Genomic DNA, 13,701 nt, shown 5'->3' with positions numbered 1-13,701 from the left:
TAATCAACCAAAGGAATCCATCCCCCACCCGAAAAGAGTGGTAGGACGGGGTTGTGCTTCATGCACTGGCTTTTAACACACTGTTGAGTTCTCAAGAAACGGACGCGTACACCATCACCCTGACCCGACCAACCGGCCGACCAGAACTCCGGGGCGTTCCATTTCGTATTACTATCTTATCGGGAGTGCCGGTTTCGTGTCAAACTGTCGGATTTTCCGACCCTCGACTCGAACCCGCCGAACCCGCTAGGATTGCGACCACCCCGTTTCCAGGGCAACCCCTCTAACTTACTCCAACATCCGATTGTTGTCCAATCGAACTTCGTCGTGACGCACGCGTCCCAACGAAGGGAGATGATCAGAAGGAGGGTCCCGAGGCTTTGGCGATCTCCGCCAACCCCCTCGGGCCTGTGAACTCTATGTACGGCGCCGAGGTCCGTCAAATCGAAGCAGGCGCCCTGCCATGACGTGTTTCTCATCCGCTGGGTAGGGGGCCGTTATGACGGACCAAAGAGTGTTGCCCAGAGCGCTCGTCGTGCTCCTCTGCACCGCGGGAGCCGTGGTCACCCTGGCGGGGATCAGGGAGATCGGGTCGATCGTCGGGCCGGTGTTACTGGCCCTCGTCCTGGTCCTGGCGGTCTCCCCGGTCAGAACACGGCTTCGCGAGCGCGGCGCTCCCGGGTGGACGCTGGTGGCGGTCCCCCTGGCGATCGTGCTGCTGGTGCTCCTGGGCATGGTGGCGATCCTGACCGTGGCGGTCGCGCAGATGGCGGCACTCGCCCCCACCTACGACGCGCAGTTCAACCAGCTCGTCGCGGAGGCGCAGCGGCAGGCGGCCAGGCTCGGCATCGGCACCCAGCAGATGAACGAGGCGATCAACTCCTTCGACCCCGGCAAGATCTTCGCGCTCGCGCAGGGATTCGTCTCAGGACTGCTGGGCGTGTTCTCCGGCCTGGTCCTCGTCATCGTCCTGCTCCTGGCCATGTGCCTGGACGCGCGGGCCTTCTCCAGGATCCTCGCCATGGGGGCGGCGCGCAGGCCCCTGCTCATCGGGGCACTCGGCGACTTCGCCCACAAGACCCGCCGTTATCTCCTGGTCTCGACGGGGTTCGGGCTGGTCTGCTCAGCACTGGACGTGGCCGCGCTCTGGGTCCTCGGCGTACCGCTCCCCCTCCTCTGGGGGGTACTGGCGCTGATCACGAACTACATCCCCAACGTCGGCTTCGTCCTGGGGTTGATCCCGCCCGCCCTGCTCGGCCTCCTGGAGGGCGGGCCCAGGACCATGCTCTTCGTGATCGTCGCCTACATACTGATCAACTTTGTGGTGCAGTCGCTGATCCAGCCGAAGTTCCTCGGTGACGCCGTCGGCCTGTCCACCACCGTGACCTTCCTCTCTCTCATCCTGTGGACGTTCCTTCTCGGCCCGCTGGGCGCGCTGCTGGCCATCCCGCTCAGCCTGCTGACCCGCGCGCTGCTGATCGACAGCGATCCCGACGGCGGCTGGGCCGCCGCCCTCGTCTCCGGGGACGTTCCCGACGACGGGCACCCCGCGACGGGCGGGAAACCAGACGGAGACCGGGGGAAGGACCACGGAGACCGGGGAAGGACTTCGTCGCACGTACCCTGAGGTCATGTATCGCGAGTGGGCACCTGGCCCCCGCATCGCCGGGCGGGTGGCCTGCCTGTGGATCAACGAGTCGACCTCCGCCACGACGCAGCTGGTCGTGCCCGACGGCTGTGTGGATCTGGTCTGGGGCCCGAGGGGAGCACAGGTCGCGGGGCCCGACACGGGCCCGAAACCCGTCCGGATGGCACCGGGTGACCGCTATACCGGGATCCGGTTCAGGCCCGGCGCGGCGGGTGAGCTGTTCGGCGTGCCGCTCGACAGCCTGCGCGACCTGCGGGTGCCGCTGTCCGACCTCGAACCCCTCGCGGAACTGTCCGACCTGGGACCGCTCACCGCGCTGCTCACACCGGAGCCGCCCACCGGGACGGCCGGGGTCCGGACGCCGGAGCCACTCTCCGACGTCGTACAGCGGGCTCTGGCCGTACGGCTGCGCGCGGCGCCCGAACCCGACCCGGCCGCGCCCGCGATCGCCGAGGCACTGCGGGCGGGGCGGAGCGTCAGGGAGGTGGCCTGGGATCTGGGGTTCGGCGAGCGGCAGCTCCTGCGCCGGTCCCTGCGGGCCTTCGGGTACGGCCCGAAGACGCTGCAGCGGGTGGTCAGGTTCCAGCGGGCACTGCGGCTGGCCAGGCGCGGCGTCACGGCGGCCGAGGCCGCCGCGCTCAGCGGGTACGCCGACCAGGCCCACATGGCGAACGAGGTACGGCGGCTGGCGGGGGTGTCCCTGGGCCGGCTGCTCGACCGGTCCGGCGGCGGGACCGCCTGACCGGGTTCGCACAGGCCGTCGCACCAGGGTCCCGAGCGAGCCGGACAAGCCTTCCGGGCCTTGAACGAGGCGGGCCAGACCCACGAACGTAGGCCTGACCCGGCACGTAGAAGCCACCGCACCCGGACTCCGGTCGAGGCCGAGCGGCCCGGTGCCTCCGGCCGGGGATCAGGCGGTCTCCAGCGCGACCGCCCCGCCGCTCACCCGGCTTCGGCCGTCGGGGGAGGCGATCGAGACCTTCAGCGTGCTGGGCCGTCCCATGTCCACCCCCTGGATGACCGTGAACTCCGGGGAACCGGTCCCGAGGACCCTCAGGTAGCCGCCGAACGCGGCGGCGGCGGCCCCGGTGGCGGGGTCCTCCACGACGCCCCCGACCGGGAACGGGTCGCGGGCGTGGAACCGCTCGTCACTCTCTCGCCAGAACAGGTTCACCGTCGTCCAGCCTTCGCGGGTCATCACCGCCTTCAGCCCCTCGTAGTCGTAGTCGAGGCCGGCCAGGCGTTCGCGCGAGGCGGCGGCGATCATGAGGTGCTCGACGCCGCCGAACGCGACGTGCGAGGGAAAGGCCGGGTCGAGCTCGTCACGGGACCAGCCGAGGGCGGCGAGGGCCTCCCGCAGCGCGTCCTCCGCGACGGGCCGGGAGCGCGTGGGAACGCTGGTGATCGTGGCGCGGAGCGTGTCGTCGACGATGTCGGTGTCGACGACGATCTCGCCCACGTTGGTGTCGAAGGCCAGCCGCCCGGTCCCGAGGCGTTCGGCCAGTGCCACCGAGGTGGCGATCGTGGCGTGCCCGCAGAACGCCACCTCCGTCGAGGGGGCGAAATACCGGACCCGGAAGGCGCGCCGCTCGTCGTCGCGGGCGGTCAGGAAAGCCGTCTCGGAGTATCCGACCTCGGCGGCGACGGCCAGCATCTCCGCGTCGGAGAGCCCGGCCGCGTCGAGGACGATCCCGGCGGGGTTGCCCCCCTCGGGATCGTGGGTGAAAGCGGTGTAGCGCAGGATTTCCACGGTGCTCGTCACAGAACCGGAATTTAGCAGCCGCTCCCGGGCTTCACCGATACCCCGTCACGCGGCGGTGACGGGTCGGGCGGGCCCGGGAGCGGGCGACACGAACGGACTGCGGGGACGGGCAAGACCAGCCCGCGCGTTCAGGCGGATTCGAAGGCTCAGGCGAGAACGAAAGCGAAGGCGGACGTGGACTCGGGAGTTCAGGCGGACGCGGGAACGGGTGCCGAGGGCGGCGGCCCCTCGGAGGGCTCGGCGGGTGGGCGGGAGACCCGGCGCCCCCAGGGCATGGCGAGCGCCAGGATCGGCAGCAGCACGATGGATGCCTGGGACCAGACGACGTGGAGACTTCGCCAGGTGGCGGAGTCGAACTGGGTCATGTAGAGGTAGCCGTACCCCGCCCAGAGAGAGACGCCGAGGATCGCGGGCCAGGCGAAGCGGGTGGGACGGGCGATCAGGAACGGCATGAACCACAGGAGATACTGCGCGCCGAGCCTGGGCGTGGTGACCATGAAGGCGAGCAGCAGCGCCGTGGTGAGGTCGATCGGGTCGGCGCGGCGCCACACGAAGGCCGTCGCCAGCAGGGTGACGTAGATCAGGCGGGTGCCGAACGTCGCGATCTGCTGGTTCAGGTCGTTGACGCCGTGCATCCAGATGGCGCTGTAGCCCCACTGGCCGACGATCGGGCGGACGTCCTGGATCACCCGGATGACCTCGGGGATCTGGCTCAGCGAGGTGCCGGCGAAGATCGGCAGGGTGACCAGGAAGAAGACCGGCGCGATGCCGGTGGCCACGAACGCCACGGCGCGGGCGCGGAAGGTGGGCAGCAGCAGGAGCATGCCGGGGATGAGCCAGATCGGCCAGCTCTTGGCGCACAGCGCCAGTCCCATCAGCAGTCCCGCGAACAGGGCCCGGCGCAGGGACTGCCGGTCACCCTGGCGCGGGGTGAGCGCCCCGCGGAGCACCCCCTCGGGACCGAAGGCGTGCCGTACGGCGCCGGCGAGGCCGTGGAGGGCGACGCTCTGCCGTGCCAGCGCGACCGGGTTGGTGGTCATGCCCGGCCGGTGCGGGTCGCCGGGGCCTCGGGCGACGACGAAGGCGGCGACGCCGAAGACCAGGGCGACCGGCTCGACCTGGCCGTGGACGGAGGCGACGAGGATGGCCAGCGGGTTGCAGGCGTACTGGAAAGCGCGCAGCGACGCCTTGGGCCCCCCGGCGAGCTTGCCGACCAGCGGGATCAGCACGATGTCCGCGACCACGGTGACCAGGCGCCCGCCGATCTCCCAGGGGATGCCCAGCCAGAGCAGGAGGCCGTAGACGTAGGGGATGGTCGGCAGGAAGTGCCAGCCTCCCGAACTGCCCAGAACGGGGTCCTCACGGTTCAGGACCGCCTCACCGGCGGGCTTGAAGCTGTTGATGAAGTCGACCGGTTGCCAGGTGTCCACCGCCGAGGTGGCCATGATGAGCACCCGGAAGGCGATTCCGACCCCCAGCACGACCAGCAGTGAGGGCCTCCAGCCCTTCCACTGCGCGACCAGGGCGAGCACGACACCGAGAACGAGGACGAACCCCGTGAGAATTGCGTAGTCCATGACGGCCCCTAGCCTGCCGGACCTGGCGACCAACCAGCCACCCGGATCTCCAAACCGAGACCACTCTGCCAGTTTTCTCGGCCTTCGGGATCCGGGCCGTCACGACGGGCGACCGCCTCGGGACGCGGGCGCGTGCCCCGGACGCCCGCCGAGGGGGAACCTCGCCGCCGGAAGTCCGTCTCCCCCGGCGGCGAGGGGCTTTCAGCCCAGGCCGTCGAGATAGGCCCGGTGGCTGCGGGAGAACTCGAAGGCGTTGTACCTGTCCCAGTTGATCGACCAGGTCATCAGGCCGCGGAGGTTCGGGTAGACGCCTCTCGGCCGGTATGTCCCGCAGTTGGTCCCCTTGGCCAGGCAGTCGAAGGCCTTCTGGACCTCGGCGACCGTGGTGAAACCGTTACCCGCGAACGGGGCGGCGGGCAGGCCGATGGCGACCTGGTCCTGGCGCAGGGCGGGGAAGACGTTGTTCGGGTTGCCCGCGATGGGGAAGCCCGCGAGCAGCATGTCGGTCATGGCGACGTGGAAGTCATGACCGCCCATGGTGTGGTACTGGTTGTCCAGCCCCATGATCGGCCCGGAGTTGTAGTCCTGGACGTGCAGCAGGGTCAGGTCGTTGCGCATCGCGTGGATGACGGGGAGGTACGAGGCGGCCCGCCGGTCGGCGGAACCGTTGGGGCCCGGCCCGTAGAACTGGTAGCCCAGCTGGACGAAGAACGTCTCGGGGGCCATGGTCAGCACGAACCTGGCGCCGTACCTGGCCTTGAGGGTCTTGAGCGCGGAGATCAGGTTGACGATCACCGGGGTGGTGGGGGCGGACAGGTTGGTGTCGCCGTTGTCGAGATAGAGGGAGTGGCCCTCGAAGTCGATGTCCAGCCCGTCGAGGCCGTACCTGTCGATGATGGCGCCCACCGACTGGACGAACTTGTCGCGCGCGGCCGTGGTGCTCAGCTGGACCTGGCCGTTCTGGCCGCCGATCGAGATCAGCACCTTCTTGCCGAGCGCCTGCTTGGCCCGGATCCCGGCGATGAACTCGGCCTCGGACTCGACGTTGGGGCACTCGGCGACCGGGCACTGGGTGAAGCGGATGTCTCCGGAGGTCACCGAGGTGGGCTCGCCGAACGACAGGTTGATGACGTTCCACTCGTTGGGCACGTCCGCCATCCGGATGTAGCCGGAGCCGTTGGCGAAGGAGGCGTGCAGGTAGCCGACCAGCACCCGCTTGGGCAGGTTGCCGGGGGGCGGCGTGTTGGTGACGGTCGCGGAGACCGCGCCGGACCTCGCCGACTCACCGGCGGAGTTGGAGGCGCTCACCTGGTAGCTGTGCGTCCCCGCCCCGGGAGTGTCGGTGTAGGAGGCCGCGGTGGGCGTGCCCACCCTCGTCCCGTTGCGGTAGACGTTGTAGGCGGTCGCGCCCGAGGAGACGTTCCACCTCAGCGAGACGCTCGTGCCGCTGACGGTGGCGGCCAGCCCCGAAGGCACGGCCGGGAGCGGCGGCTGGCCGGTGCCGACCGTCACCGAGACCGCGCCCGACCGCGCCGACTCGCCCGAGGCGTTGGTCGCGCTCACCTGGTAGGAGTGGGTGCCGGTGCCGGGGGTCTCGGAGAAGGTGGTCCCGGTGGCGGTGCCGACCCTGGTGCCGTTGCGGTAGACGTTGTAGCCGGTCGCGCCCGAGGAGGCGCTCCAGCTCAGCGAGGCGGTGGTGGCGTTGCCGGTGCCGGTGAGTCCGGTGGGCGCCGCGGGGGGCTGTCCCTGCCCCGGCGCTCCGTCGAGGACGACGTCGTCGGCCTGGTAGACGCCCTGGCCGTACCAGCCGTTGACGTGGATCGTCACCGAGGTGGTCGAGGCGCCGGTGGTGAACGAGGTCGACAGCTGGGCGTAGGACGACGGCGAGGACGTCCACGTGCTGGGGTCGGTCCCGCCGGTACCGGTCGCGCCGAGGAAGACGTAGCCGCCCCTGACCCAGGCCGACAGGGTGTAGGCCGAGGACGGCCTGACGCTCACCGTCTGCTGGCACCGGGCGGTGTCGTTCCCGGCCGGGGTGGCCTGCAGGGCCCTGGTGCCGCCGTGCACCGGCGAGGACACCGCGGTGGCCCCGGAGGACGCCGTGCAGGTCCAGCCGGTCAGCCCGCTCTCGAAGCCGGGATTGACCGCGATGTTGGCGGCGTGGGCGGGCGACGCGGCGAGCATCGTCCCGCCCAGCGCCAGTACGGCGATCGCCGCGAGTTTCCTGAACCTCATCCGGTGAACCCCTTGAAGATGTTGGTGAACTCCCAGGCCGACTGGGAGATGCCGCTGCAGGTCGGTGAGACCTGGCCGGTCGGGCAACCGCCGTTGTCGCGGGCGCTGGACCAGAAGCCGACGAAGCCGACGTGGTTGGTGTTGGCCCAGGCGAGCAGCTTGCGGGCGTCGGCCTGGGTGGTGGTCATCCCGGTGTCGTTCCTGCCGATCATCGGGGTGAGGCCCAGCAGTTTTTTGAGCTGGGCGTCGGTCTTGGCGGGCCAGACGGTCCTCATCTGGGCGAGGGTCGCCTGCGCGGCGGCGATCATGGCGTCGCCCCAGTTGCCGGTGTAGCCGAAGTTCATCAGCATCGGGTTGACCATGACGTTGAGGCCCTTGGCTGCGGCGTCCTGGAGGATCGACAGCGAGAAGGGGTCGACACCGTAGTCCTGGCCCTGGATGCGCAGGGTGTAGCTGATCACGGTGCCGCGCTCGGCCTGGAGCTGCTTGAGGGCGGTGTTGACCTTGGCGGCGTCGATCGCGGCCTCGACGTCGACGTCGAGGTGGTTGGTGCCGACCGTGTCGAGGACCCTCTTGTAGGCGGTGACCAGCGCGGCGGAGGTGCCGCAGACGTGCTCCAGGTACGGTCCCATCGCGCCGCCGGTCGCCACGATGACCTGGCCGCCCTGGGCCTGGAGCGCCCTGACGTCGTTGACGATCCGGGAGTCGTTGATCGGGATGGTGCCGCCCCAGGCCGGGTTGCAGCCGCTGCTGTCGCCGAGGGCGAAGGCGAGGGTGTAGTTCTTCACCCCGGTCGCCGCCGCCGCGCTCACCAGGGAGGGCGTGGGCATCGTGATGTCGATGTAGGGGGCGTACCGGATCTCGCCGCCGGGGGGCGGGCCGGTGTCGCGGCTCGTACGGCCGCTGACGGAGGCGGTGTAGGCGGAGCAGTTGCCCGCGGCGTCGCAGGCCCGGACGCGGAAGCCGTAGGCCGTGTCGGGGTTCAGCCCGGTCGCGGTGTGGCCGGTGCCGGAGCCCGTGGCGACCGCCGCGCCGTTGTCGCGGGAGACCTCGTAGCGGGCCACGCTTCCGGAGTTGTCGGTGGAGGCCGACCAGCCGAGGGTCAGCGAGGTGGCGGTCGGGCCGCCCACGGTGAGGTTGCCCGGTACGGTCGGCGGGATCGTGTCGCCGGGGATACCGGTGCCGGGCGGGCCGTCGAGAACGACGTCGTCGGCCTGGTAGGCGCCCTGGCCGTACCAGCCGCTGGTGTAGATCGTCACTGTGGTGGTCGAGGCGCCGGTCGTGAAGGTGCGCGTCAGCTGGGTGTAGGCCGACGGGGACGAGGCCCACGTGCTGGTGTCGGTGGTGCCGGTGCCGCTCACCCCCAGGAAGACGTAGCCGCCGCGCACCCAGGCCGACAGCGAGTAGGACGAGGACGGCCTGACGCTCACCGTCTGCTGGCAGCGGGCCTGGTCCGAGCCCTGGGGTGTGGCCTGCAGTGCCCTGGTCCCGCCGTGTACCGGCGAGGAGACGGTCGTGGCGCCCGAGGAGGCGGAGCAGGTCCACCCGCTCAGCCCGTTCTCGAAGCCCGGGTTCGTCGCGATGTTGGCCGCGTGGGCCGGTGTCGCGGCCAGCATCGTCCCGCCGAGCGCCAGCACGGCGGCCGCGGCGAGTTTCCTGAGGTGCATCCGGTGTACCCCGCAAAGATCTTTAGGAGGGTCGTGGGGCACGGCCCGCCCCCCGGGCGGGGTGCGGGCCATGCGGGTCGTGCCGGCCGTACGGGTCGTGCGGACTCGCCCGGCGCGTACGCGACGCGTGTCCGCTGGTGCTTTCGCACCGCGTTCTTGTTCTGGTTCGTTCTGACTTGTTCTGGTTCGTTCTGGGCGGGCCCGCGTCAGCCGTTCTCGTGCCGGGCGGGCCCGCTTCGCGCGGTTCCGTTCGGGTCAGAAGCCGGCGGTGACGCGGGTGAAGTCCCAGTCGTTCTGGGCGATCCCGCTGCAGGTGGAGGTCACGCCGCCCCCCGGGCAGGGACGGTCGCGGTTGACCGCCCAGTAGGCGAAGCGGGTCAGGCCCCTGGCCTTGGCCCAGTCTCGGATCTGGGTCCAGGCCGCCACCGTGGTGAGCTCCTGCTGGTCGGACAGGCCGTTCATGCCGGAGATGCCCATCCGGGCGTACGCCTGCGCGTCGGTCCAGCCGTTCGCGGCCTTGAGCGCGTTCTTCAGGCCCTCGGAGGCGTTGACGGTGTCGTTGTAGATGTTGGAGCTGCCGAAGTCGAACGGCATGATCGTGTAGTTGTCGATCGGCACGGCCAGCGCCTTGGCCTGGTTGATCAGGCGGATGCCGTGGGAGGTCGGGCCGGTGGTCGAGGTGCCGAAGGTGACGGCGATCTTGACGTTCGGGTTGTTCTGCTTGACGATCTTCAGGCCGTTGAGGATGCGGTCCTGGACGGTGTAGTTCTCGAACTCGTCCGTGTTCTCGATGTCGAAGTCGACGACCGCGGGGCCGACGGCGTTGATGACCTGCTGCACGGCTCCGGCGAAGGCGGCCGGGGTGGAACAGTTCGGGCCGAGCTTGTTGCCGGACCAGCCGCCGAAGGAGATCTGCACGCTGCCGCCCGCGGCCTTGATCTGGTTGATCGCGGCCTGGTCGGTGCCGCCGGTCAGCGGCCGGTTGCCGTCCCAGGCGGGGTTGCAGCCGCCGCTGGACAGGATGAACGCCATGGTGAAGGACTTCACGCCGGTGGCGCTCATCACGGTCGCGGGGTTGGGCGGGCTGCCCCAGCCCATGTAGAGGTACGGGGCTCCGGCCATCTTGCCGCCCGGCGGCGGGTTGGTGCAGCCGGTGGTGGTGGCGCTCACCGCGCCGCTGGCGACGGACTCACCCTGGGCGTTGTACGCCTTGACCGTGTAGGTGTGCGAGGTGCAGGTGCCCAGTGAGCCGATGGTGGCGCTGGTACCGGTGACCTGAGCCCGCTGCGTGGCACCCTCGTAGACCCGGTAACCGGTGACGGTACCGCTGGAGACGCCCCACGACAGGGAGATCGAGGAGTTGGTGGTGCCGGTGACCGACGGGGTACCGGGGGCGCCCGGCGTTCCGGGGGTGCTGCCGCCGCCACAGGCCGCCCCGTTGAGGGTGCAGTTGGACGGGGTGGCGCTGCCCGGGGTGCCGTTGAAGCCGAAGCTCGCGGTCGCGCCGGGGGCCAGGGTGCCGTTCCAGCCGACGTTGGTGAAGGTGAAACGCTGCCCGCTACGACTCATCGACGCGTCCCAGAAGGACCCGATGTTCGCCCCCGACGGCAGATCGAAGGCCACCGACCAGCCGTTGATGGTCGTCGTACCACCGTTGGTGACCGTGTACTTGCCCTCGAAGCCGGTGCCCCAGTTGGAGACCTTGGTGAAGACGGCGGTGGGGGGCGCCGCGAACGCGGGGGTCGCGACCATTGACAGGCCGAGTGACATGCCGAGCGCGGCCAGGACCGCGGTCAGCGTTCGTCGAAATCTCATGGCTCTTCCTCGGTTGGGGGGTGCGAGGTTGGGGGGCGAGGTTGGGGGTGCGAGATCCGGGAGTGCGAGGTTCGGGGTGTGAGGTTCGGGGTTCGGGGCCTGCCCGGCCGGGTCGTGGGTGGTGCGGTGCCGGGCAGGTCCGGGGGTCGGGAGGTGGCGGGGGCTAGGGCAGGGTCGCGAGGTGCGGCTTGACGGTCCTGGAGAAGTTCCAGTTGTTGCTGGCGTCCCAGTTGATGGACCAGGTCATCGCGCCACGGATCCCGGGGTAGGCGCGCGGCGGCACGAAGCTGCCGCAGTTGGTCCTGGTGGCCAGGCAGGTCAGGGCCTGGTTCACCAGGGCGGGGGCGACGATCCCGCCGCCCGCCGCGCCGGGTCCGGCGGGCAGGCCGAGCGCCACCTGGTCGGGGCGCAGGCCGTTCTCCAGCTGGATGCAGGCCAGCGCGGTCATGAAGTTGACCGAGCCCTGCGAGTAGGCGGCGTTCTGGTCGCAGCCGAGCATGGAGCCGGAGTTGTAGAACTGGGTGTGGACGACGGTGAGGATGTCCTTGATGGCCAGCGCCAGCTTGAAGTACTCGCCGCCGGTGGACTGCATGTCGATGGTCTGCGGCGCCATCGTGATGATCAGGTTCGCCCCCGCCTTGGCCCGCAGCGATCGGAGCGCCTGGCCCATGTAGGTGGAGTTGAGCCCGTTCTCCAGGTCGATGTCGACGCCGTCGAAGCCGTAGCTCTGCATCAGGGCGTAGACGGTGTCGGCGAACTTGGTCGCGGCGGCGGCGCTGGCCACCTGCACGCGGCCCGCCTCGCCGCCGACCGAGAGGATGACCTTCTTGCCACGGGAGTGGAGGGTCTGCACGTCGGCCCTGAACTGGGCGTCGGTGTAGCCGCCGAGGGAGGCGGACAGGCCCGGGTCGACACCGAAGACGACCTCACCGGGGGTGGCGGTGGCCTCGCCGAAGGAGACCGCGACCAGGTCGTACTCGTTGGGCACCGCCGACAGCCGCAGCTCGACGGCCGGGTTGTCGAAGTTGTGCCAGTAGCCGGTGAGGAAGTGCTTGGGCAGCTGACCACCGCTGGTGCAGCCGGTCGTGGTCGCGCCGGCCGGGTCGCTCCGCTGGCCCTCGCCCGCGGAGTTGTACGCCGCCACCGTGTAGGTGTGCGCCTCGCACACCCCCAGCCCCGACACCGTCGTGCTCGTTCCGGTCACGGTCGCCCTGACCGTCGAACCCTCGTACACCCGGTAGCCCGTCACCGTCCCCGACGACGCGCCCCACGACAACGCCACACTGTTCGCGCCGCCCGTCGCGGACACCGCGCCCGGCTTGCCGGGGGCGCCGCCGGTGCAGCCGGTGGTGGTGGCGCTCACCGCGCCGCTGGCGGCCGACTCACCCTGGGCGTTGTACGCCCTGACGGTGTAGGTGTGCGAGGTGCAGGTGCCCAGCGAGCCGATGGTCGCGCTGGTACCGGTGACCTGAGCCCGCTGCGTGCCGCCCTCGTAGACCCGGTAACCGGTGACGGTACCGCTGGAGGCACCCCACGACAGGGAGATCGAGGAGTTCGTGGTGCCGGTGACCGACGGATTGCCCGGCGTTCCGGGGGTGACGGGAGTGCTGCCGCCGCCGCAGGCCGCGCCGTTGAGCGTGCAGTTGGACGGGGTGACACCACCCGGACTGCCGTTGAAGCCGAAGCTCGCGGTCGCGCCGGGGGCGAGAGTGCCGTTCCAGCCGACGTTGGTGAAGGTGAAACGCTGCCCGCTACGACTCATCGACGCGTCCCAGAAGGACCCGATGTTCGCCCCCGACGGCAGATCGAAGGCCACCGACCAGCCGTTGATGGTCGTCGTACCACCGTTGGTGACCGTGTACTTGCCCTCGAAACCACTGCCCCAGTCCGAGGTCTTGGTGAAGACGGCGGTGGCCGAGGCGGCCTGGGCGGGGAGCGCGACCGTCATCGCCAGGACGAGGGCCGCCAGGGCGACGAGAGAACGAGCGATGGCGCGTAATTTCACGTTAACCTCATGCATTCCGTGGGGGGTGACCGTACGGCCCGCGCCACGCGGGGGGTGCGCGGGCGCGAACGTGGGCGCGAGCCGTACGGCGGGGTGGGCACGGTTTCGCCGGGGGGCGGAACCGTTCCGTTGATCGGCGCGGGACGCCGGGTACCGCCGTGTTCAGCGAGTCGTCACCGGGTCGCCGGCGCCTGTGCCGCCGCCACCGTCACGCTCTCTGGACGTCTGACTCGCGGGCTCCGGCCTGAGGCATCGGGACGGGCGACGGCGGCGCCGACGGTGGCCGCCGCGACGGCCGTACCGATTGCGGGCGCGGCGGTGGCCGCGATGGCGGGGACGGCCGTGACGCCGGAGGCGGCGGTGGTGCCGGGCGCGGGCATGCCTCGGTGAGGGCTTGCAACCGCAGTCAGGACAAGTAAGGAAAAGGTGCGCCGCATGATCGCTCCCATGGACGTGGAACCTGGGGGGTGAGGCGTCCGGACGGTCGGACCTTCAGCAGCGACGGCTGCCGCCGTCGAGTTTTCGCAGCTGGCAATCGGTCGGAGGGGACGCACGGGCCACGGGCACCCCCAGTCGGCATTTCTTTTAGGAAAGTTTCCTAAGAGTTGTCGCGATCGTAGCCTTGACAGACCCCTGCCACAAGGCCCAAAAACGTCAACCGCCGACGCCTCGTCCGGGGGCGCTCCAACGCATGCCCCCCGGACGCGCGGAGGAACGGCACGGCGCCCCTCTCCCGCCGGCTCGAACGGATCGGCGGGCTCCCGGGCGTCGACCTCCTCGAATCCGCCGGACCGATCCGGGCCAGGCTCGCCCGCACCACCTGGCGGCTGCTCAACGACCGGGAAAGATCCGCCCCGGATGCCCGCGAGCCGCGCTAATGCTGCGTTCCTCACTGGAAGTGCAGATCCCCACCGGCCCGGGAGGTTGAGGGCGGGAAAGGCCACCCCGGCAACCTTGGGTTCTCGATCGCCTGTTCGCGACCTGCTTTGAGG

The 13,701-nt window shown here is 70.2% G+C and carries 9 protein-coding genes; 2 read left to right on the top strand and 7 right to left on the bottom strand.

The genetic code is table 11. The annotated features are described in order from the left end of the window. Nucleotides 1-499: 499 nt before the first annotated feature. Together OG587_RS17265 and OG587_RS17260 are read left to right on the top strand one after the other, a co-directional pair. A complete protein-coding gene (locus OG587_RS17265; RefSeq protein WP_329091495.1) occupies nucleotides 500-1,627 on the top strand; it encodes an AI-2E family transporter in 1,128 nt (375 codons plus the stop codon). Nucleotides 1,628-1,631: 4 nt separating this feature from the next. Beyond that, nucleotides 1,632-2,390: a DUF6597 domain-containing transcriptional factor gene (locus OG587_RS17260; RefSeq protein ID WP_329091492.1), complete on the top strand. Its 759-nt coding sequence runs from the start codon at nucleotides 1,632-1,634 to the stop codon at nucleotides 2,388-2,390. A gap of 168 nt (nucleotides 2,391-2,558) precedes the next feature. On the opposite strand, the gene OG587_RS17255 is transcribed toward OG587_RS17260, so the two are convergent. The 7 genes from OG587_RS17255 to OG587_RS17225 form a co-directional block, all read right to left on the bottom strand. Beyond that, nucleotides 2,559-3,410 carry a PhzF family phenazine biosynthesis protein gene (locus OG587_RS17255; RefSeq protein WP_329091489.1) on the bottom strand — a complete coding sequence of 284 codons (852 nt, stop codon included), beginning with the start codon at nucleotides 3,408-3,410 and terminating at the stop codon, nucleotides 2,559-2,561. A 188-nt stretch (nucleotides 3,411-3,598) separates the two neighbouring features. Continuing rightward, the gene (locus tag OG587_RS17250; protein WP_329091487.1) at nucleotides 3,599-4,987 is read right to left on the bottom strand and encodes a hypothetical protein; all 1,389 of its coding nucleotides are present in this window, start codon (nucleotides 4,985-4,987) and stop codon (nucleotides 3,599-3,601) included. A gap of 201 nt (nucleotides 4,988-5,188) precedes the next feature. Then, nucleotides 5,189-7,222, bottom strand: coding sequence for a carbohydrate binding domain-containing protein (locus OG587_RS17245; RefSeq protein WP_329091485.1), 2,034 nt, complete (start codon nucleotides 7,220-7,222; stop codon nucleotides 5,189-5,191). Then, nucleotides 7,219-8,889 carry a carbohydrate binding domain-containing protein gene (locus tag OG587_RS17240; protein WP_329091483.1) on the bottom strand — a complete coding sequence of 557 codons (1,671 nt, stop codon included), beginning with the start codon at nucleotides 8,887-8,889 and terminating at the stop codon, nucleotides 7,219-7,221. The genes OG587_RS17245 and OG587_RS17240 overlap by 4 nt, the downstream gene beginning before the upstream one ends. A gap of 255 nt (nucleotides 8,890-9,144) precedes the next feature. Continuing rightward, complete coding sequence (locus OG587_RS17235; RefSeq protein ID WP_329091481.1) at nucleotides 9,145-10,704, bottom strand: cellulose binding domain-containing protein; 1,560 nt, start codon at nucleotides 10,702-10,704, stop codon at nucleotides 9,145-9,147. 163 nt (nucleotides 10,705-10,867) lie between these two features. Further along, complete coding sequence (locus OG587_RS17230) at nucleotides 10,868-12,709, bottom strand: cellulose binding domain-containing protein (protein ID WP_329091480.1); 1,842 nt, start codon at nucleotides 12,707-12,709, stop codon at nucleotides 10,868-10,870. Nucleotides 12,710-12,882: 173 nt separating this feature from the next. After that, entirely contained in the window at nucleotides 12,883-13,089 is a 207-nt protein-coding gene (locus tag OG587_RS17225) for a hypothetical protein (RefSeq protein WP_329091478.1), read from the bottom strand. Nucleotides 13,090-13,701 lie beyond the last annotated feature (612 nt).

The organism is Streptosporangium sp. NBC_01469 (genome assembly GCF_036227305.1).
GTDB lineage: Bacteria > Actinomycetota > Actinomycetes > Streptosporangiales > Streptosporangiaceae > Streptosporangium.
This window is presented reverse-complemented; position numbering and strand designations above follow the sequence as displayed.